Raw genomic sequence first — 20,215 nt, forward strand, 5'->3', positions numbered from 1 at the left:
TCATCAACTTGCCCGGCCGGCACGGCTTTTGCCGCCCGTCGGGCGATTCGTGCTGCCCGCTCGGCAGGGCGTGGACGGGGTGGTGGGGCGGTACGAGCGGCGTGAGGAAGGTGGGGCGCACGGGACGTGTGGGCAGCGCGTGAACGGCGCAGACGGCGCGTGGGCCGGGGTGAGGGGTGCGCGCTGTGCATAGTCGTACACCGGGTCGATCAGAGCAGGGAAGCAGATGTGCTCGAAACGGTGAATGCTTGACAAAGTTGGGTAAATCACCGACGGACCCGGCGTATTCGTGCTTCTCTGCTGCTGAATCTCCAGCCGGAATCCTTCCTTCCACGGTCGGCCGCGCCCTGGACCGCACAGCCACGAACAGCCTCGCCTTGGCCTGGGCCTACTCGCTGCTGCTCGGCGGGCGCGCACGGAGCTGAAACGCGGAGCCGAGCATGCTCACCACTTTGCAGACCTCCTACACGGACACCCGCGCGGGTGACCTGGCCTGGTGCCTGGGCGGCGAACCGCTGCCCGCCCTCGCGGTCCGCGACCTGAGACTCGACGGCCCCGGCCACCCCGGCCCGTCCGGAACCCTCCAGCTGCGCCTGCTGGGCGCCTCCCACCAGGTGGCGATCACCGCCGGGCCGGGCCGCTGCCTGGAGACCGTCGCCTGCCTGCCCGGCCGCCGCACGCCGCTGCCCGCCCGGGTGGCCAAGCAGGTGGACGGCTGGGAGTACGAGTTCGCCGCCCGGATCGAGGCGCTGCCGCCGCACGACTTCGCCGCCCGCGCGCAGGAGTTGCTGGCCCTGGTCGAGGGGCATCCACGCGGGCTGGCCGGCGTCTTCCCCGGCGACCCCAGCGCCTTCACCGCGCTGGTCACCCAGGGCGGCGCGGACCGGCTGCTCTGGCGCACCTGGCACGCCTATCCACAGGAGGGGCAGCTGGTCTGTACCCGGTCCTCGCTGGTGGTGTCCCGATGACCGACACCGACGAGCCGCGCATAGCTCGACACATCGGCTTTCATTCGCACGCAGGAACGATTCGTCAACCTGCCATACCGCGCTGTCCTTCGAATGGGCGCAGCCGTCCGTCCCGCACGTCGCCTAGCGTTTGTTCGTGATCAATCATCCGGCCGGTCCGCCGCCCGCACAGCCGAGCCTCGACCTCGACGACGGCAGCCCGCCCCGGCCCGCCCGGAGCCTGACCCCGCTGCCGGCCCGCCGCCGCTCCCGGCTGCGCGCCCGCCCCGAACTCGCCCGGCTGACCGTCCTGCTGGCCGCGTTCGTCTGCGCGGCCTGCGGACTCGTCTACGAGCTGGAACTCGTGGCCCTCGGCGACTATCTGCTCGGGGACTCGGTCACCCAAACCTCGGTCGTGCTCTCCGTCATGGTGTTCGCGATGGGCCTCGGCTCGCTGCTCGCCAAGCGGTTCACCCGACGACCGGCCACCGCCTTCGCCCTGGTGGAGTGCGCCCTCGCGCTCACCGGCGGCCTGTCCGTCCTGGCCGTCTACTCCTGCTGGGCCTGGATCGGCCACCACCAGGCCGTGATGGTCGGGCTGACCTGCCTCATCGGTGTCCTCATCGGTGCCGAGATCCCGCTGCTGATGACCCTCATCCAGCGGATCCGCCGCGAGGACGCCGGACACGCCGCCGCCGACCTGTTCGCCGCCGACTACGTCGGCGCGCTGATCGGCGGGCTCGCCTTCCCGTTCCTCATCCTGCCCGTGCTGGGCCCCGGCAGCGGTGCGCTGGTCACCGGCGCGGTCAACGCCGTCGCCGGGGCCGCCGTGGTGCTCTGGCTCTTCCGCGAGGAACCGGCGCCCCGGGTGCGGCTGCTGCTCTGGGGCGGCTGCGGGCTCGTCCTGGCCCTGCTCGCCGCGGCCGCCGCCTGGTCCGGCGCGGTCGAACGCGCCGCCCGGCAGGCCCTGTACGGCGGGCAGGTCCGCTCCGTCAGCCAGAGCCGGTACCAGGAGATCGTGCTCACCGGCCCCGCCGAGGGACCGCTGCGGCTCTACCTGGACGGCCGGCTCGCGGTCTGCGGGCCCGACGAGTATCGGGGCAACGAGGGCCTCGTCCACCCCGCGATGGCCGCCGGGCCGGACGCCCGGGTGCTGCTGCTCGGCGGCGGGGACGGGCTGGCCCTGCGGGAGGTGCTGCGGCACCGCGGCGTGCGCTCCGTGCTGGTGGTCGACCGCGACCCGGCGCTCCCCCGGCTCGCCCGCACCGACCCCGGCCTCGCCGCGCTCTCCGGCCGCTCGCTGGACGACCCCCGGGTGCGCACCGCCCTGGCCGACCCGCTGGAGTGGCTGCGCACCGTCCGCCCCGGCCCCGGGGAGTCCTTCGACGTCGTCCTCGCCGACCTGCCCGCGCCCGCCGACGGCGGGCCGGTGACGTTCCACTCCCAGGAGTTCTACGGCCTCACCACGCGGCTGCTCGCCCCCGGCGGGCGGCTCGCCGTCCGCGGCGGCGACGAGCAGCACGGGCAGAAGGGCCTGTGGCAGGCGGAGTCGGGGCTGCGGGCCGCCGGGCTGCGGACCGTTCCGTACGCGGTCGCGGGCAGTGCCACGGCCAGCTGCCGCCCGGGGCCGGAGGGCAGCCAGAGCTTCCTGCTCGCCGCGGCCGCCCAGCCGCCGCTCACCCTCGCCCCGGACGCCCCGCCGCCCCGCGCCCTCACCCCGGACGCCCTGCGGGCCTCCGCCGCCCGCCTCACCGCCCTCCGCCCCCTCCACCCGCCCGCCGCCCTCACCCTCCTCGGCCCGCACTGACCGGGGGACGGCCGCCGCGGGGCAGCCGCGGGGGTGGGGCGCGGCGGCAGGTAGGGGACAGGGCGGGGCCGGGAGGGGGTTCGGTCGGTAGGCTCCGTGGCATGGAGCATGAGGTTGTCGTCCCGATGCCGGCCGGGCAGGTCCGGCAGGCCCTGCAGGATCCCGCGCTGCTGGCGCGTTCCGTGCCGGGGCTGAGCACCGAACCGGCCGCCGTCGGCGGTGGCGGGGCGGAGGAGATCGGCGGGCGGTTGAAGCTGCGGATCGGCACCTCCACCATCACGTACAAGGGCGTGCTCTCGCTGATCGAGGGCCGCGAGGGCGTGCTGACCGCGTTCGCCGAGGGCCAGGAGGCACGCGGCACCGGCGAGGCCACCGCGACCGTGCGGATCAGCGTCGCCGAGGGCGCCGGGGAGGGGACCGCGGTGGTCCGCTTCACCGGTGACCTGAGCGCCACCGGGCGGCTCACCGAGTTCGACGACGAGACGCTCGCCGCGGCCGGCCGCCGGCTGCTGGACCGTTTCGCCGCCGCCCTGACCTCCCCGGACGACGCGACCGAGGCCGATGTCGAGAGCGACGGGGAGAGCGAGGACGACGCCGACGCCGAGGGCGGCCGGGACGGCGCGGCCGGGGAGGCCACCGGCGAGGAGGCCACCGTGGTGTTCCTGGAGAGCCGCCAGGAGGACCGCGAGGACGAGCCCGGCGACGACCTCGACGACGACCTCTCCGACCTCATCGCCTTCTCCGACGCCGACGCCGAGCGCTTCGGCCTCCCGCTCGGGAACGCCGACGCGGACGACGACGACGTCGAGGAGCCCGCCGAGGCCGAGGAGCCCGCCGCCGCGGCCGAGCAGGAGGTGTCCGCCGAGCTCCCCGCCGAGCTGCCGTTCGGCTACGAGCAGGAGCCGGTGCTCGGCGGCCCGGTGCGCCGCAGCATCGTCGGCCGCTCCGCCGAGGAGGTCGACCACGCCCCGCCGCGCGGCCCGTACGCGCCCGCCCTGCCGGCCCGCAGCGCCCGGGCCCGGGCGGCCACCCGCTGGGGCGGGGACGCCGGCGGCATCGTGGTGCCGGGTACCGGCGGCCGCAGCGCGGTGCCGTGGGTGATCGCCGGCGGCGGGGTGGCCCTGCTGGGCGGCGCGGTGGTGCTGGTCAGGGCCCTGCGGCGACGCTAGCGGCCGGTTCAGGGCCTAGACTGGACGCTCATGAGCAACGACCGCGACGCCCTGCTGGCGCAGATCAAGGACAAGGCCGTCGTGCACGGCAAGGTCACCCTCTCCTCCGGCAAGGAGGCCGACTACTACGTCGACCTGCGCCGGATCACGCTGGACGGCCAGGCCGCTCCGCTGGTCGGCCGGGTGATGCTGGACGCCACCGCCCACCTGGAGTACGACGCCGTCGGCGGGCTGACGCTGGGCGCCGACCCGGTCGCCGCCTCGATGCTGCACGCCGCCGCCGCGCGCGGCCGTGAGCTGGACGCGTTCGTGGTCCGCAAGGCCGGCAAGGCGCACGGCCTGCAGCGCCGGATCGAGGGCCCGGAGGTCAAGGGCCGCCGGGTGCTGGCCGTCGAGGACACCTCCACCACCGGCGGCTCGGTGCTGACCGCCGTCGAGGCGCTGCGCGAGGCCGGCGCCGAGGTGGTCGGCGTCGCGGTGATCGTCGAGCGCGGCGGCGCCGCCGCGGTCGAGGCCGAGGGCCTGCCGTACGTCACCGCGTACACCCTGGAGGACCTCGGCCTCTGAGCCGGGCCCTCCTCCCCGCACAAGCGAACGGCCGGGGCCGGTGTGTTTCACGTGAAACACACCGGCCCCGGCCGTTGTGCGGCAACGGGGACGGGCTCAGTCGCGCCGGTGGCGGCCACCGCCGGTCTGGACGGCCTCGCCGGTCTCGGCGGACTGCTCGCCGCCGGCCTTCTTCTTCTTGCGCTCGCGCAGCACCTCGAAGATCATCGGCGAGATCGAGAGCAGCACGATCAGCAGCACCGCCGGGATCAGGTACTTGTCGATCACCGGGGCGAGCGCGTCGCCGAAGAAGTAGCCGATCAGCAGCATCGACTCGGTCCACAGGACGCCGCCGACCACGTTCCAGAGGAAGAAGGTCCTGGCCGGCATCTCCAGGGTGCCCGCGACCGGGTTCAGGAAGGTCCGGACGATCGGCATGAAGCGGGCGAGCACGACGGCCTTGCCGGGGCCGAAGCGGTTGAAGTACTCCTCGGCCTTCTGCACGTACTCGCGCTTGAAGATCTTCGACTCGGGCTTGTCGAACATCCTCGGTCCGACCTTCACGCCGATCTGGTGCCCGAGCTGGGCGCCGGCGATCGCCGCGATCGGGGCCCCGATCAGCAGGGTCGCGAGCGGCAGCCGCGCACCGTCGCCGAGCACCGACGAGGCGGCGCTGGAGGAGGCCACACCCGCGATGATGAGCAGCGAGTCACCCGGGAAGAAGAACCCGACCAGGAGGCCGGTCTCCGCGAAGATGATCGCGATCAGCCCGATGGCACCGAGGGACGAGATCAGTGATTTGGCGTCGAGCAGATTGACGGCCAGCTGGTTGTAGTCCACACGGCGCAGGATAGCGGTCCCGCCTTTACCAGGGCTTCGCCCCCGGGGTCGAGCGCGTCATCCTCCTTTCGTCGCACCCCGCCTCCGCCCACCGGGAAGGCCGCGCGCCGGCCGTCCCGACAGGCGGGCCGCATGGTGGAGCCGACCGGCATTCTGGGAAGATGGCACCGGCGTCCGGCCCGCAGTGGCGAACACCCTCATCGCCGCACCGCGGCCGCTGCCTCGAACCTTGGTACCGGTCCGCCGCACCGCAGAGCCGCGCACCGGCCCCGGTACCCCGGAGTCGTCACAAGGCGTACACAGCGTCGGACAGCACCGTCCGTACGCCGCAACCCGACAGGAGCGGATTCGCATGCCCATCGCAACTCCCGAGGTCTACAACGAGATGCTGGACCGGGCCAAGGCGGGCAAGTTCGCCTACCCGGCGATCAACGTGACCTCGTCGCAGACCCTGCACGCCGCGCTCCGCGGCTTCGCCGAGGCCGAGAGTGACGGCATCATCCAGATCTCGACCGGCGGCGCGGAGTTCCTGGGCGGCCAGCACAACAAGGACATGGTGACCGGCGCCGTCGCGCTCGCCGAGTTCGCGCACATCGTCGCCGCCAAGTACGACATCACCGTCGCGCTGCACACCGACCACTGCCCCAAGGACAAGCTGGACGGCTACGTCCGCCCGCTGCTGGCGGTCTCCGCCGAGCGCGTGGCCCAGGGCCGGAACCCGCTCTTCCAGTCGCACATGTGGGACGGCTCCGCCGAGACCCTGAGCGACAACCTGGCCATCGCCCAGGAGCTGCTCGCCCAGGCCGCCGCCGCGAAGATCATCCTCGAGGTCGAGATCACCCCGACCGGCGGCGAGGAGGACGGCGTCACGCACGAGATCAACGACGAGCTGTACACCACCGTCAACGACGCCGTCCGCACCGCCGAGGCGCTGGGCCTGGGCGAGAAGGGCCGCTACCTGCTGGCCGCCTCCTTCGGCAACGTGCACGGCGTCTACAAGCCGGGCAACGTCGTGCTGAAGCCGGAGCTGCTGCGCGAGCTGCAGGACGCGATCGGCAAGCAGTACGGCAAGACCGACCCGTTCGACTTCGTCTTCCACGGCGGCTCCGGCTCCACCACCGAGGAGATCGCCACCGCGCTGGAGAACGGCGTCGTGAAGATGAACCTGGACACCGACACCCAGTACGCCTTCACCCGCCCGGTCGCCGGCCACATGTTCGCCAACTACGACGGTGTGCTGAAGGTCGACGGCGAGGTCGGCAAGAAGAACACCTACGACCCGCGCACCTGGGGCAAGCTGGCCGAGGCCGGCATGGCCGCCCGTGTGCTCGAGGCCGCCCAGCAGCTGCGCTCGGCCGGCAACCGCCTGAAGTAGGCCCCGCGCCCCGAGCGAGGTCCTGCGTCCGTGCCCCCCGGTGGTTCACTGGGGGGCATGACCATTCACGAGAACCTCCTCGGGGGTCCGCCCCCGACGCACCTGCCCCCCGAGCCCGCTCCGCTGGAGCTGCTGGCCGGCGGCGCCTCCCCGGCCGAGGTCGCGGCGAAGTTCCCGACCTCCTCGTTGGCCTGGGCCCAGCTCGCCGACGACGCCTACACGGCCGGCCGGGTCGTGGAGTCCTACGCCTACGCGCGCACCGGCTACCACCGCGGGCTGGACGCGCTGCGGCGCAGCGGCTGGAAGGGCCACGGCCCGGTGCCGTGGGAGCACGAGCCGAACCGCGGCTTCCTGCGGGCGCTGCACGCGCTCGGCCGGGCCGCCGCCGCAATCGAGGAGAAGGAGGAGGCGGAGCGCTGCACGCAGTTCCTGCGGGACAGCTCGCCGACCGCCGCCGCCACCCTGGGCTGACACCCGGACCCCGGTGACCGGACCGTCCGCCGTCCCCGCTGCCCCTACGGGCAGCGGGGACGGTTTCTGCCCGTTCCGTGCATACCGGGTACGTGGACATTCACCGCTTCGCCATGCCAGGGTGGGCCCGCGAGGGGGCGCGCACGTCAGTTCGAGGGTTCGCGACCCCACCGGTCGACAGAGAGCCCGAGCGTGCCCGAACCCAGCCCCGCCCGCCGTTCCCGCAGTGCGGCGCGTCCCGGGCCCCGCCCCGCGCGCCGCGCGACGGCCGCAGCGGGCCGCCGGGCCCCCGGCCGGCCCCGCACCCGCGCGCGCACCGGACCGGCCTCCCGCCGCCGGCGCCCGCCGCGCCGCCGGCTCGGGCCGGGCATGCTCGCCGCCCTGGTCACCGCGGTGGCGATCCTCGGCGGCACGCTCCTCGTCCTGAACCGCCCCGATGCGCTGCCCGGCACCGACCGGACCGCTCAGGCCCGGGTCGCCCCGTCCGAGGACGGCACGCCGCCGCCGTCCGCCGCCGCCCCCGCGCCGGCCGAGACCCCGGCGGCCCCCGTCCCGCCGTCCCCCGCCCCCACCACGCGGCCGAGCGGGCCGGAGAGCGCCCCCGCCAAGGGCACCGGCACCTTCACCGTCGCCCAGGGCACCGCCGAACCGGTCGGCCGGGGCCGGATCCGCCGCTACCGGGTCGAGGTCGAGGACGGCATCGGCATCGACGCGGCCGCCTCCGCCGCACAGATCCAGGGCATCCTGGGCGACAAGCGCGGCTGGACCAGCGACCGGAAGAACGGCTTCCAGCTGGTCGCCGGCGGCGGCTACGACTTCACCGTGAAGATCGCCTCCCCCGCCACCGTGGACCGGATCTGCGGCGCCGCCGGGCTGGACACCCACGGCGAGGTGAACTGCAACGTCGGCAGCCAGGTGCTGGTCAACGTCAAGCGCTGGACCGCCGGCTCGCCGCAGTTCGACGGCCCGATCGACGAGTACCGGGCACTGGTGATCAACCACGAGGTCGGCCACCGGATCGGTCACGGCCACGAGGGCTGCCCCGGCCCCGGCAAGCCCGCGCCGGCGATGATGCAGCAGATCTACGGGCTCAAGGGCTGCAAGCCCAACGCCTGGCCGTACAGCGCCGACGGCGGCTATCTGAGCGGGCCGTCGGTCCCCTGAACCGGACCGCGCCAAAACGGAGTTGAGCCGAGCAGCGGCAGGTACGCCCGCAGATCGCTGCGCTCGCCGCCGGCGGACACCGCGGCGGCGTCGACCGCCTCCGCCCAGCCGGTGCGGCCGGTGGCCAGCCGGATCCAGGTCAGCGGGTCGGTCTCGACCACGTTCGGCGGGGTGCCCCGGGTGTGCCGCGGCCCCTCTACGCCCTGCACCACCGCGTACGGCGGCACCCGCAGCTCGACCGCGCCGCCGGGCACCCGCTGGGCGAAGGCGTCGGCGAGCATCCGGGTGACGGCGGCCACCGCCTGCCGGTCGTGCGGGAACGGCTCCGGGCCGAGCGCGTCGGCCAGGTCGTCGGCGTGCACCACCGCCTCGACCAGCCGGGTCACCAGGAAGTCGGTGAGCGGCATCGAGCCGAGCCGGATCTCGAACCGCCGGGCCGGGTCGGCCGTCTCGGGCCGCTCCAGGGCCGCCGCCAGCGCCTCCACGGCCCGGTCGAAGGCGGCCGCCACCGAGGCCGGGTCACCGGCGAACTCGTCCGCCGTCCGCGCCCTGGCCTGCTCGTCGAGCAGCGGGGCGATCGCGGCGACCCGGGCCGTCCACTGCGACAGGTCCAGCGGCGGCCGGCCCTCCAGCGGATCGTCGAGGTGCGCGGGCAGCCACGCGAGCTGGACGGCGAGGTGCGCCACCAGCTCGCGCACCCGCCACTGCCCCAGCCGGGTCGGCCGGTCGAGGTCGGCGGCCGTCAGCCGGTGGACGGCCGCGCGCAGGGCCGCGCTCTGGGCGACCAGCGCGGCGCGCACCCTGGCGGGCTGGTAGGTACGGGACTTCGCAGGCATGGCCCCCAACATACGCCCGGGGGCGGACGGTTCCGATCGGAACCGTCCGCCCCCGGGGAGACGCCTCGGCCTCAGCCGAGCAGGGCCTCGATGACGCCGGTGTGGGCGTCCTTCAGCTCCGCCAGCGAGACGGTGAACCGGTCCTGGACGTCCAGGCTGTCACCGTCGACCACACCGATCCGGGTGGCCGGCAGGCCCCGCGCGGTGCACATGTCGTTGAACCGGAGCTCCTCGCTGCGCGGCACGGCCACCACGGCGCGGCCGGCCGACTCGGAGAACAGGAACACGAACGGGTCCAGTCCCTCGGGCACGACGATCCGCGCGCCGCGGCCGCCCTTGAGGCAGCTCTCCACCAGGGCCTGGCCCAGGCCGCCGTCGGACAGGTCGTGCGCGGCGTCGATCATGCCGTCGCGCGAACCGGAGATCAGGATCTCGCCGAGCAGCCGCTCGCGCTCCAGGTCGACCTTGGGCGGCAGACCGCCCAGGTGCTCGTGGACCGCCTGCGACCAGGCCGAGCCGCCCAGCTCGTCCGCGGTGTCGCCGAGCAGGTAGAGCAGCTGCCCCTCCTCGGCGAAGGCCACCGGGGTGCGGCGGGTGACGTCGTCGATGACGCCGAGCACCGCGACCACCGGGGTCGGGTGGATGGCGACCTCGCCGGTCTGGTTGTACAGCGAGACGTTGCCGCCGGTCACCGGGGTGCCCAGGGTCAGGCAGGCGTCGGCCAGACCGCGGGTGGCCTCGGCGAACTGCCACATCACGTCCGGGTCCTCGGGGGAGCCGAAGTTGAGGCAGTCGGAGACGGCGAGCGGCTTGGCACCGCCGGCCGCGACGTTGCGGTACGCCTCGGCGAGGGCCAGCTGGGCGCCGGTGTACGGGTCCAGCTTGGTGTAGCGGCCGTTGCCGTCGGTGGCGACCGAGACGCCGAGGTTGGTCTCGTCGTCGATCCGGATCATGCCCGAGTCCTCGCCGTGCGAGAGCACGGTGTTGCCGAGCACGTAGCGGTCGTACTGGTCGGTGATCCAGGACTTGGAGGCCTGGTTCGGGTGCGAGGCGACCTTCAGCAGGTCGGCCTTGAGGCCCTCGCCGGTGGTCGGGCGGGCCAGCCGCTCGGCGGTCGGGGCGTCGGCCTGCAGCGCGTCCTGCCAGCTCGGGCGGGCGAACGGGCGCTGGTAGGTCGGGCCCTCGTGGGCGACGGTGCGCGGCGGCACGTCCACCACGAGCTCGCCGTGCCAGAAGATCTCCAGCCGCTCGCCGTCGGTGACCTCACCGATGACGTTGGCGATGACGTCCCACTTCTCGCAGATCTCCAGGAAGCGGGCGACCTTCCCGGGCTCGACGATGGCGCACATGCGCTCCTGCGACTCGCTCATGAGGATCTCCTCCGGCGAGAGCGTGTGGTCGCGCAGGTGCACGGTGTCGAGGTCGATCCGCATGCCGCCGGAGCCGGCCGAGGCTAGCTCGGAGGTGGCGCAGGACAGCCCGGCGCCGCCGAGGTCCTGGATGCCCTTGACGAGCTTCTCGCGGAAGATCTCCAGGGTGCACTCGATGAGGAGCTTCTCCTGGAACGGGTCGCCGACCTGCACGGCCGGGCGCTTGGCCGGCTTGCTGTCGTCGAAGGTCTCGGAGGCGAGCACCGAGACGCCGCCGATGCCGTCGCCACCGGTGCGGGCGCCGTACAGGATCACCTTGTTGCCGGCGCCGGAGGCCTGCGCGAGGTGGATGTCCTCGTGCTTCATGACGCCCACGCACAGCGCGTTGACCAGCGGGTTGCCCTGGTAGCAGGCGTCGAAGACGACCTCGCCGCCGATGTTCGGCAGACCCAGGCAGTTGCCGTAGCCGCCGATGCCCGCGACGATGCCGGGCAGCACGCGCCGGGTGTCCGGGTGGTCGGCCGCGCCGAACCGCAGCGGGTCCATCACGGCGACCGGGCGGGCGCCCATCGCCAGGATGTCGCGCACGATGCCGCCGATGCCGGTGGCCGCGCCCTGGTAGGGCTCGATGTACGACGGGTGGTTGTGCGACTCGACCTTGAAGGTGACCGCGTAGCCCTGGCCGACGTCGACCACACCGGCGTTCTCGCCGATGCCGACGAGCATCGCGTCCGTCTCGGGCTTCTTGTCGCCGAACTGCTTCAGGTGGACCTTGGAGCTCTTGTACGAACAGTGCTCGGACCACATGACCGAGTACATCGCGAGTTCCGCGCCGGTCGGGCGGCGGCCGAGGATCTCCCGGATGCGCGCGTACTCGTCCTGCTTGAGGCCGAGTTCGGCCCACGGCTGGGCGGCGTCCGGGGTCTGCTCGGCGTTCTTGACGGTGTCGAGGCTCATCAGGCGTTCACCAGCTGCTTCAGGACGGAAGTGAAGAAGCCCAGGCCCTCGGTGGTGGGACCGGTGAGCGGCTCCACGGCGTGCTCGGGGTGCGGCATCAGACCGACGACATTCCCGGCGGCGTTGGTGATGCCGGCGATGTCGCGGTACGAACCGTTGGGGTTGACGTCGAGGTAACGGGCGACCACCCGGCCCTCGGCCTCCAGCTCGTCCAGGACGCGCTCGTCGGCGACGAAGCGGCCCTCGCCGTTCTTCAGCGGCACGACGATTTCCTGGCCGACCGCGTAATCGCGGGTCCAGGCGGTGCCGTTGTTCTCGATCCGCAGCTTCTGGTCGCGGCAGATGAAGTGCAGCGAGTCGTTGCGGGTGAGCGCGCCGGGCAGCAGGTGCGATTCGCACAGCACCTGGAAGCCGTTGCAGATACCGAGAACCGGCATTCCCGCCCTGGCCTGCTCGATGACGGTGTCCATCACCGGCGAGAAGCGGGAGATCGCACCGCAGCGCAGATAGTCGCCGTAACTGAATCCGCCGGGCAGGACGACCGCGTCGACCTGGTGGAGATCCTTGTCACGGTGCCAGAGGGCGACCGGCTCGGCGCCGGCGAGGCGGACCGCGCGCCGGGCGTCGCGGTCGTCGAGGGAGCCGGGGAAAGTGACGACGCCGACGCGGGTGGTCACTTGCCCTCCTCCTCGACGCGGACCGTGAAGTCCTCGATCACGGTGTTGGCGAGAAAGGTCTCGGCGGCTTCGCGGATACGGGCGAGCGCGGCGTCGTCGACCGGGCCCTCCAGCTCCAGCTCGAAACGCTTGCCCTGGCGGACGTCGGAGATCCCGGTGAATCCGAGACGGGGCAGTGCACGCTGCACCGCCTGTCCCTGGGGGTCGAGGATCTCCGGCTTGAGCATGACGTCGACTACGACGCGTGCCACTGGCACTCCCGGTGGTGTCTTCGTGAGGCGGGGGAACTCCAGACTACCGGGGGTTTCGGGCGGGATTGCTGGCCGGGCGGGGTGACGCGCGTAGACCCACGCCCCTTACGCCGCAAGGCCTCCATCCCCCCGGGACCCCCCGCCGTACGCCCCTTTTCGCCGGATTCCCCGGTCGCCGCGGGAACCGCCGAAGAGCACCCGAATACCGGCACTCCGGACAGATCGGCCAGCCGAGTGCACCGGGTATCCGGCGCCCCGGCGAAGACACGTGAATATCCGGAAAAGAAAGCCGGACTCTTCGATTTCTCCCCGCTTCGGGTGCAGAATAGGGCCACCTGCCGCGGCAGTGCTGCGTATCCGGCACGGCCATCCGGCCTGCCCGTATGCACGTGCGCGATAGGTGCACATCAGGCCCGGGGGCGCACCCGCACCCTTGTCGGCCGAATTGCCCGAGAGGATTGACGCCCATGGCTCAGCGTGTAGTTGTCACGCTCTCCGACGACCTGGACGGCGGCTCCGCCGCGGAAACCGTCCACTTCGGCGTGGACGGGAAGTCGTACGAGATCGATTTGTCCGTGGACAACGCGGAAAAGCTGCGGGAGGCCCTCGCCCCGTTCGTCGCCGCCGGCCGCCGCCAGAGCCGTACCGGGAAGTCCTTCCGCCGTACCGCCCTCACCCCGGACCCGGCCGCCGTGCGCGCCTGGGCCCAGTCCCGCGGCATGGAGCTGCCGGCCCGCGGCCGGATCCCCAAGCACGTGTACGAGGCGTTCGCCGAGGCGAACTGAAGCCCGCGGACACCGGTCGTCTCGCCCGCATCCGGCGGGCGGGACGACCACCCCTTCGGATGCTGTAGAGTATTCCTCGTCGCCGCAACGGAGAGATCCGAAGAGGCGGCCGGTGCCCCACCAGGCACCGTGCGGACGTGGCTCAGTTGGTAGAGCATCACCTTGCCAAGGTGAGGGTCGCGAGTTCGAATCTCGTCGTCCGCTCGCAGTGCGCGAGCACAGCACAATTACATAGTTCCATCCTGCGGACGTGGCTCAGTTGGTAGAGCATCACCTTGCCAAGGTGAGGGTCGCGAGTTCGAATCTCGTCGTCCGCTCCAGTACGAAGGGTCCTCTCGGTCGAGAGGGCCCTTCGGCGTTTCCGCCTCCCGACACCCATGACATTTGTCAGCGCGGACCCGTGGATCCGCACCGGGTTCTCATGAGGGCGCGCACTGCCCCCGGCCCCCGGCCGACGGGAGGCTTGAGGCATGGAAACGAGCCAGCCCCACCACCGCGGCGACCACGTGATCGAGGTCACCGACCTCCACCGCCACTACGGCGCCGGCAGCAGCCGCTACCACGCCGTCCGCGGCGTCGACCTGGCCGTCGGCCGCGGTGAGCTCTTCGCGCTGCTGGGCACCAACGGGGCCGGCAAGACCTCCACCATGGAACTGATCGAGGGCCTGGCCGCCCCGGGCGAGGGCCGGGTCCGGGTGCTCGGCCACGACCCGTACCGCGAGCGCGCCGCCGTCCGGCCCCGGATCGGCATCATGCTCCAGGAGGGCGGCTTCCCCGGCGACCTCACCGTCGCCGAGACCGGCCGCGCCTGGGCCGGCGCCACCAGCCACGCCCGCCCGCTGGACGAGGCGCTGGAGCTGGTCGACCTCGGCCACCGCCGCGACGTCCGGGTCAAGCAGCTCTCCGGCGGCGAGCGCCGCCGCCTCGACCTGGCGATGGCCCTGCTCGGCCGGCCCGAGGTGCTGTTCCTGGACGAGCCGAGCACCGGCCTCGACCCGGAGGCCCGTGCCGCCGTCTGGCGGCTGGTCCGCGAGCTGCGCGCCCAGGGCACCACGGTGCTGCTCACCACGCACTACCTGGAGGAGGCCGAGGAGCTCGCCGACCGGCTGGCGATCATGCACGGCGGCCGGATCGTCGCCGCCGGCACGGTGGCCGAGGTGATCGCCGGGCGGCCGTCGCGGATCTCCTTCGAACTCCCCGAGTTCACCGGCACCTCGATCCCGCCGCTGGCCGGCGCCGCGCTGACCGCCGACGGCCGCAAGGTCACCGTCCAGACGCCGCACCTCCAGGCCACCCTGACCGAGCTGCTCGGCTGGGCCGGCCACCACGGCATCGCCCTCGGCGCCCTCGACGCCCGCAGCGCCTCGCTGGAGGAGGCCTTCCTGGCCATCGCCTCCGAGGCCGCCCACCAGCCCCCGGCCGACTCCCCCGCCGCTCCCCCCGCCCGCCGCAAGCTGATCGGACTCGCCCGATGACCGCCGCCACCGTCACCGCCACCGCCACCGGGCCGAAGAGCACCTCCGTCCGCCGGCTGCTCTCCCTGGGCCGCGCCGAGGGCACCCTGCTGCTGCGCAACCGGACCGCCCTGTTCACCGCCGTCCTGCTGCCGCTGTTCCTGGTCTTCGGGCTGCAGGGCATGCTCAAGAAGCAGGCCGAGAGCAACCCCGGCCTGGACGTCGACTCGCTGCTGGTCAACGGCGCGGTCGGGATGGTGATGGCCTTCGTCGTCTACTACAACCTCACCGCCGCCTACGTGGCCCGCCGCGGCGAGCTGGTGCTCAAGCGGCTGCGCACCGGCGAGGCCCGGGACCTGGAGATCCTGGCCGGCACCGCCGTCCCCTCGGTCGGCCTCGCCCTGGTCATGTGCACCGTGATCGGTGTCGTCGGCGCCACCGCCCTGGACCTCACCGCCCCGGTCAACCCGGTCCTGCTGGCCGTCGGCCTGGCCCTGGTCGTCACGACGCTGATGGCGCTGGCCGCCCTCTCCAGCGCCTTCACCCGCACCGTGGAGAGCTCCGGCATCACCACCATGCCGGTCCTGCTGCTCACCCAGTTCGGCTCCGGCCTGTTCATCCCGCTGGAGGTCATGCCGGACCAGCTCGCCGACATCTGCCGGCTGCTGCCCACCACCCCGGCCTTCCAGCTGGTCCGGGTCGGCTGGTTCGGCACCGACGGCTCCGCCGCCCCGACCGGCTTCGCCGGCAGCTGGGCCGCCGCCGCCCCGCACCTGGTCACCGGCGGCATCTGGCTCGCCCTCACGGTCTGGGGCGCCGTCCGCTACTTCCGCTGGGAGCCGCGCCGCTGACCCCCGGGCGCTTTTCGAACCGAAGGTCCGCTCCCCGTTCCGCCTCTGATAGGAAGGCAGCAGCAGAATCATGATCGAACGGGGAACAGAGCAGATGGGCGTCACGAATCCGGTGCGCGCGTGGAAGGGCTACTCCAAGCCCCAGCGTTCCGAGCTCTACCTCCGCTGGTCGCTCTACCTGATGGCGCTCGCCCCGCTGCCGCTCACGCTGCTGATCAACTCGGCCGACCCGGACGCCGGAACCCACCCGGCCGCCCGGGTCGCCCTGGTGCTCGGCCTCGCCCAGACCCTGGTCACCCTGCGGGCCTACCGCACCTCGCTGGACCACTACCTGAAGCGGCCCACCGACCACCTGCGCTGGCTCGCCCTCAACGGCGGCCTCGCGGTGGCCGGCTCCTGGGCGGTGCTGCTGCTCGGTCCGAAGGTCGGCTCGGCCCCGGGCGCGGAGCAGGTGGTCTTCACCCTCCCGCTCGCCAGCACCGTCCTCTTCTCCGCCTTCGGCCCGGCCTCGGTCGGGCTGCCCCCGCGCCGGGCGGCCCTCGCCGGGGCCGCCGGGCTGCTGGCCGTGCTGCCCGCGATGCTGCTGACCGGCGCCGGCGTGGCAACCTCGATCGGAGCGGTGGTCGGCAGCGCGCTGGTGATGGTCTTCATCGGGTGCAGCTGCCGCAGCTTCGCCTGGCTGCAGTCGGTGGTCTGGGAACTGGACACCGCCCGCGAGGCCCAGGCCCGGCTGGCCGTCGCCGAGGAACGGCTGCGGTTCTCCCGCGACCTGCACGACGTGATGGGCCGCAACCTCACCACCATCGCGCTCAAGAGCGAACTCGCCGTCCAGCTGGCCCGGCGCGGCCGCCCGGAGGCCGCCGACCAGATGGCCGAGGTCCAGCGGATCGCCCAGGAGTCCCAGCGCGAGGTGCGCGACGTGGTCCGCGGCTACCGCACGGCGGACCTGCACGCGGAGGCGATCGGCGCCCGCGCGGTGCTCCGCTCCGCCGACGTGGTCTGCGAGATCGACCTCGGCGAGGACGCCGACCGGCTCCCCGCCCCGGTCCAGTCGGTGCTCGGCTGGGTGATCCGCGAGGCCACCACCAACGTCCTGCGGCACAGCGAGGCCGGCAACTGCTCGATCCGGCTCCGCCGCGAGGACGACCGGGCGGTGCTGGAGCTGGAGAATGACGGGGTGCCGGCCGTGCCGCTCCCTTCCCAGGGCAGCGGCACGGGGCTGCGCGGACTGCGTGAGCGGCTCGCCGCCCACCACGGCGAGCTGGCCCTGCCGGACGCCGGACCGGGCAGCTTCCGCCTGCTCGCCAGCGTCCCGCTGCAAGGCTCCTGAGACTCCACGGCCCCGCGAGGGCCAGCACGGAAGGCCCCGCCGATGACCGACCCCGCGCCCGTCCGCGTCCTGCTCGCCGACGACGAGCACCTGATCCGCGGCGCGCTGGCCGCGCTGCTCTCGCTGGAGGACGACATCACGGTGGTCGCCGAGGCCGCCTCCGGACCGGAGGCGCTGGCCATGGCCCAGGCGCACCGGCCGGACATCGCGGTGCTCGACCTGCAGATGCCCGGACTGGACGGCATCGAGGTGGCCACCAGCCTGCGCACCCTGCTGCCGGACTGCCGCTGCATGATCGTCACCGGCCACGGGCGCCCGGGCTATCTGAAGCGGGCCCTGGAGGTCGGCATCCGGGGCTTCCTGCCGAAGACGGTCTCGGCGGCCGACCTCGCCGGGATCATCCGCACCGTCCGGGCCGGCGGCCGGTACGTGGACCCGGAGCTGGCGGCGGACGCGATCGCCGCCGGGGAGAGCCCGCTGACCCCGCGCGAGACGGACGTGCTGGAGCTCGCCGCGGACGGCACCTCGATCGCCGGGATCGCCGAGCGGGCCTCGCTCTCCCAGGGCACCGTCCGCAACTACCTCTCCGCGGCCGCCGCCAAGCTGGGCGCGGAGAACCGGCACGCGGCGGTGCGGATCGCCCGCGAGCACGGCTGGATCTGACCGCCGGGCCCGCGGGCGCTCGCGCCGTGAGCGGGGCTCAGGCCCAGCTGAGGCCGGTCACCCGCTCGTAGGCCTCGACGTACTTGGCGCGGACCTTCTCGACCACCTCGGCGGGCAGCTCCGGCGGCGGCTGCTCGCCCTTGCGGTCCCAGCCGGACGCCGGGGAGGTCAGCCAGTCGCGGATGATCTGCTTGTCGAAGGAGGGCTGCGGGTGGCCCGGCTCCCACTGGTCGGCCGGCCAGAACCGCGAGGAGTCCGGGGTCAGCACCTCGTCGCCGATCACCAGCTCGCCGTCCAGCAGGCCGAACTCGAACTTGGTGTCGGCCAGGATGATGCCCCGCTCGCGGGCGATGTCCCGGGCCCGGGAGTAGACGGCCAGGGTGGTCTGGCGCAGCTGGGCGGCCAGCTCGGCGCCGATCCGGCGGGCGGTCTCCTCGTAGGGGACGTTCTCGTCGTGCTCGCCGACCTCGGCCTTGAGCGCGGGGGTGTAGACCGGGGCGGGCAGCTCGGAGCCGTCCTCCAGGCCCTCGGGCAGGGCGATGCCGCAGACGGTGCGGGAGTCGCGGTACTCCTCCAGGCCGGAGCCGGCCAGGTAGCCGCGGGCCACGCACTCGACCGGGACCATGTCCAGGCTGCGGCAGACCAGGGTGCGGCCCTTCCAGTCGGCCGGGGCGCCGGCCGGGACCTCGGTGGAGATCACGTGGTTGGGCACGATGTCGGCGATCCGCTCGAACCACCACAGCGAGAGCTGGGTGAGGATGCGGCCCTTGTCCGGGATCTCGTTGGGCAGCACCCAGTCGTAGGCGGACGTGCGGTCGCTGGCGACCATCACGAGGTCACCCGACTCGGTGCGGTACAGGTCGCGCACCTTGCCGGTGTGCAGGTGGACCAGGCCGGGCACCTGGACCGGCTCGGGCTTGGTGACAAATCCGCTCAAGGTCGTCTCAGTCCTCAGGGGTCGTTCGCGGGCGGTGCGGCGCGAAAGGGGAGGTCACTGGGGTCGAGTCTGTCACGACCGCCCGCGCGAGCCGGTCCGAGGGCCGTTCGGTCGTTCAGTCGTTCTTGCAGAGGCGGTCCAGCAGGTTGGCGGTGGCACGCTGGATCCGCTCGTCGGTGAGCCCCGGGCGGTCCAGTGCGGGCGACCAGGCGAAGGTGCCGGAGGCGAACACGTAGGCGCCGCTGGGCGCCCGGTAGAGCGAGGTCTCCTGGTAGCGGGTGCGCCCGGCCGGGTCCTGGTACGGGGAGTGGGCGAGCAGCACCCGTTCGGTGTGACCGGGCAGGGCGACCTTGGGGTAGTAGCGGTCCGCCTCGCCGGCCACCAGTCCGGGCAGCCCGTCGCCCTCGTGGAGGGCGGTGCCGGCCCAGAACCAGTGCGCGGTGTGCCGGGCGACGAGCGGGACGGCGGTGGCGACCCGGCCGGAGTACTGGACGCCGAGCAGGTGCTGTTCCGGCTCCCCGGCGTCGCGCCACAGCGCGCTGGCGGCGCCGGGCGCCCCGGCGGCCGGGTTGTCGGGGCCGACCTTCTGGCGCTTGCGGCAGTTGAGCATCCGGTTGGGCTCGCCGGAGGGGCCGGGGCTCAGCTCGACCCGCCAGTACATGGTGTTGGCGGAGAGGAAGACCAGCGAGGTGCCGCCGTCCCGGGCCGCTTCGACGGCGCGGCGCATCGGCGCGGACCAGTACTCGTCGTGGCCGGGGAAGACCAGCGCCTTGTGCCGGGAGGCGTCGACCAGTCCGGCGTGCAGGTCGGTGGCGGTGGCGTAGGAGAGGTCGTAGCCGTAGCGCTCGGCCCAGCGGATGAAGTCGTAGGCGTGGCCGACGTGCAGCGGGAGCCCGGCGGTGGCGTGCGGGCGGTCGAAGGAGACGGTGACGGCCGCCTCGGTCTCGCCGACCAGCAGGCCGCCGTCCCAGGCGTGGTAGAGGCTGGCGCCGCTGCGGCCGTCCTCGGGGAAGAGGTTGTACGCCTGCCAGGTGACGTCGGGGACGACCAGCAGCAGTTCGGCGGCGCTGGTCCGGTCCTCGAAGTCGCGGACGGTGAAGGGGATGTGGCTGCGGTGCAGCATGTCGGCGGTGGTGAGCACCGCGACGTACGCGCCGGGCCGCCAGTGCTGCGGGATCTGCAGCCGCCAGGTGTGCCACCAGTGGTGGCAGGAGACGGTCCGGCCGGCCACCAGCGGAGTCGGCTGGACCATGCCGGCGATCAGCGGGCTGGAGGTCATGTGGTGGGCGCCGTCGCCCGAGTAGTGGCCGATCCGGTAGACGTCGACGGTGAACTCGCGGGGCGGGTTGACGGTGACCCGCAGGTCCACCGAGCCGCCGGGTCGGACCACGCCGGCCGAGGCGAAGCCCTTGATCTGCTGTTCCCCGTCGTTGGCGCTCAGCGGGGTGCCGACCGGGGGCTTGCCGCGCACCGCGGCGGCCAGCGGGCGCTGCCCGGGGGCGTCCACCGAGACGTACCAGGGGACGTCGCCCTCGGCGTCGGCGAGGTACTGGTCGGGGTGGTCGGAGCTGCGCAGCCAGGGCAGCGGGCCCTGGCCGAAGGGGTCGGAGACGCTGTGCGCGTGCGTCCCGGACTCCCAGCGGCGGTTGAGTTCGGTCCCCACGCGCGCCCCTCCCAGGTGCACCTCCGCCGGGGTGGCATGTGCCTCCCGGATGTGCGTGCGGACTAATACACCACACCGTGCTGGCGCTGCGTCACCCCACGGTAGCAACTAGTGGCGGGAAT

General features: G+C 73.3%; 19 protein-coding genes and 2 tRNA genes. 14 read left to right on the forward strand and 7 right to left on the reverse strand.

The annotated features are described in order from the left end of the window. The first annotated feature begins 440 nt into the window (after window positions 1-440). The 4 genes from ACFCLZ_RS18960 to pyrE all read left to right on the forward strand — a co-directional run bounded on the left by ACFCLZ_RS18960 (window position 441) and on the right by pyrE (window position 4,490). Window positions 441-968 (forward strand): DUF2617 family protein, encoded by a 528-nt coding sequence (locus ACFCLZ_RS18960; protein WP_380277516.1) that lies wholly within the window; start codon window positions 441-443, stop codon window positions 966-968. Between the two features lie 136 nt (window positions 969-1,104). After that, a complete protein-coding gene (locus ACFCLZ_RS18965) occupies window positions 1,105-2,754 on the forward strand; it encodes a polyamine aminopropyltransferase (protein WP_380277517.1) in 1,650 nt (549 codons plus the stop codon). A gap of 101 nt (window positions 2,755-2,855) precedes the next feature. After that, the gene (locus ACFCLZ_RS18970) at window positions 2,856-3,923 is read left to right on the forward strand and encodes a hypothetical protein (RefSeq protein ID WP_380277519.1); all 1,068 of its coding nucleotides are present in this window, start codon (window positions 2,856-2,858) and stop codon (window positions 3,921-3,923) included. Between the two features lie 30 nt (window positions 3,924-3,953). Next, window positions 3,954-4,490, forward strand: coding sequence for an orotate phosphoribosyltransferase (gene pyrE / locus ACFCLZ_RS18975; RefSeq protein ID WP_380277520.1), 537 nt, complete (start codon window positions 3,954-3,956; stop codon window positions 4,488-4,490). Window positions 4,491-4,586: 96 nt separating this feature from the next. On the opposite strand, the gene ACFCLZ_RS18980 is transcribed toward pyrE, so the two are convergent. Further along, the gene (locus tag ACFCLZ_RS18980; RefSeq protein ID WP_380277522.1) at window positions 4,587-5,309 is read right to left on the reverse strand and encodes a DedA family protein; all 723 of its coding nucleotides are present in this window, start codon (window positions 5,307-5,309) and stop codon (window positions 4,587-4,589) included. Window positions 5,310-5,661: 352 nt separating this feature from the next. On the opposite strand from ACFCLZ_RS18980, the gene fbaA reads away from it, so the two are divergent. The 3 genes from fbaA (at window position 5,662) to ACFCLZ_RS18995 (ending at window position 8,319) form a co-directional block, all read left to right on the forward strand. Continuing rightward, window positions 5,662-6,684, forward strand: a complete 1,023-nt coding sequence (gene fbaA, locus ACFCLZ_RS18985; protein ID WP_380277524.1) for a class II fructose-bisphosphate aldolase — start codon at window positions 5,662-5,664, stop codon at window positions 6,682-6,684. Window positions 6,685-6,741: 57 nt separating this feature from the next. Then, on the forward strand, window positions 6,742-7,155 hold the full coding sequence (locus ACFCLZ_RS18990; RefSeq protein ID WP_380277526.1) for a DUF3151 domain-containing protein: 414 nt from the start codon (window positions 6,742-6,744) through the stop codon (window positions 7,153-7,155). Between the two features lie 192 nt (window positions 7,156-7,347). Further along, a complete protein-coding gene (locus ACFCLZ_RS18995; protein ID WP_380277528.1) occupies window positions 7,348-8,319 on the forward strand; it encodes a DUF3152 domain-containing protein in 972 nt (323 codons plus the stop codon). Here ACFCLZ_RS18995 and ACFCLZ_RS19000 read toward each other — a convergent pair. The 4 genes from ACFCLZ_RS19000 to purS form a co-directional block, all read right to left on the reverse strand. After that, complete coding sequence (locus ACFCLZ_RS19000) at window positions 8,292-9,155, reverse strand: sterol carrier family protein (RefSeq protein ID WP_380277530.1); 864 nt, start codon at window positions 9,153-9,155, stop codon at window positions 8,292-8,294. The genes ACFCLZ_RS18995 and ACFCLZ_RS19000 overlap by 28 nt on opposite strands. Before the next feature lie 71 nt (window positions 9,156-9,226). After that, a complete protein-coding gene (gene purL / locus ACFCLZ_RS19005; protein WP_380277531.1) occupies window positions 9,227-11,482 on the reverse strand; it encodes a phosphoribosylformylglycinamidine synthase subunit PurL in 2,256 nt (751 codons plus the stop codon). Continuing rightward, a complete protein-coding gene (purQ, locus tag ACFCLZ_RS19010; RefSeq protein ID WP_380277533.1) occupies window positions 11,482-12,159 on the reverse strand; it encodes a phosphoribosylformylglycinamidine synthase subunit PurQ in 678 nt (225 codons plus the stop codon). Before purQ ends, purL begins: the two co-directional genes overlap by 1 nt. Then, window positions 12,156-12,410, reverse strand: coding sequence for a phosphoribosylformylglycinamidine synthase subunit PurS (purS, locus tag ACFCLZ_RS19015; protein WP_376086746.1), 255 nt, complete (start codon window positions 12,408-12,410; stop codon window positions 12,156-12,158). Before purS ends, purQ begins: the two co-directional genes overlap by 4 nt. 467 nt (window positions 12,411-12,877) lie before the next feature. Here purS and ACFCLZ_RS19020 point away from each other — a divergent pair, with 467 nt between their 5' ends. The 7 genes from ACFCLZ_RS19020 to ACFCLZ_RS19050 all read left to right on the forward strand — a co-directional run bounded on the left by ACFCLZ_RS19020 (window position 12,878) and on the right by ACFCLZ_RS19050 (window position 17,493). Further along, a complete protein-coding gene (locus ACFCLZ_RS19020) occupies window positions 12,878-13,195 on the forward strand; it encodes an Lsr2 family protein (protein ID WP_327678940.1) in 318 nt (105 codons plus the stop codon). 131 nt (window positions 13,196-13,326) lie between these two features. Further along, window positions 13,327-13,399, forward strand: a tRNA-Gly gene (locus ACFCLZ_RS19025). A 40-nt stretch (window positions 13,400-13,439) separates the two neighbouring features. Beyond that, window positions 13,440-13,515, forward strand: a tRNA-Gly gene (locus tag ACFCLZ_RS19030). Window positions 13,516-13,665: 150 nt separating this feature from the next. Continuing rightward, on the forward strand, window positions 13,666-14,670 hold the full coding sequence (locus ACFCLZ_RS19035; RefSeq protein ID WP_380277535.1) for an ABC transporter ATP-binding protein: 1,005 nt from the start codon (window positions 13,666-13,668) through the stop codon (window positions 14,668-14,670). Continuing rightward, entirely contained in the window at window positions 14,667-15,500 is an 834-nt protein-coding gene (locus ACFCLZ_RS19040; RefSeq protein WP_380277537.1) for an ABC transporter permease, read from the forward strand. The genes ACFCLZ_RS19035 and ACFCLZ_RS19040 overlap by 4 nt, the downstream gene beginning before the upstream one ends. Before the next feature lie 94 nt (window positions 15,501-15,594). Continuing rightward, window positions 15,595-16,830: a sensor histidine kinase gene (locus tag ACFCLZ_RS19045; RefSeq protein WP_380277539.1), complete on the forward strand. Its 1,236-nt coding sequence runs from the start codon at window positions 15,595-15,597 to the stop codon at window positions 16,828-16,830. A 42-nt stretch (window positions 16,831-16,872) separates the two neighbouring features. Then, a complete protein-coding gene (locus ACFCLZ_RS19050; RefSeq protein WP_380277541.1) occupies window positions 16,873-17,493 on the forward strand; it encodes a response regulator in 621 nt (206 codons plus the stop codon). A gap of 37 nt (window positions 17,494-17,530) precedes the next feature. Here ACFCLZ_RS19050 and ACFCLZ_RS19055 read toward each other — a convergent pair whose 3' ends face one another. After that, window positions 17,531-18,430, reverse strand: a complete 900-nt coding sequence (locus ACFCLZ_RS19055) for a phosphoribosylaminoimidazolesuccinocarboxamide synthase (protein ID WP_380277543.1) — start codon at window positions 18,428-18,430, stop codon at window positions 17,531-17,533. A 115-nt stretch (window positions 18,431-18,545) separates the two neighbouring features. After that, entirely contained in the window at window positions 18,546-20,093 is a 1,548-nt protein-coding gene (locus ACFCLZ_RS19060; protein ID WP_380277545.1) for a N,N-dimethylformamidase beta subunit family domain-containing protein, read from the reverse strand. Between the last annotated feature and the right edge of the window lie 122 nt (window positions 20,094-20,215).

The sequence above is a fragment of the Kitasatospora purpeofusca genome (genome assembly GCF_042691725.1).
Classification (GTDB): domain Bacteria; phylum Actinomycetota; class Actinomycetes; order Streptomycetales; family Streptomycetaceae; genus Kitasatospora; species Kitasatospora purpeofusca_B.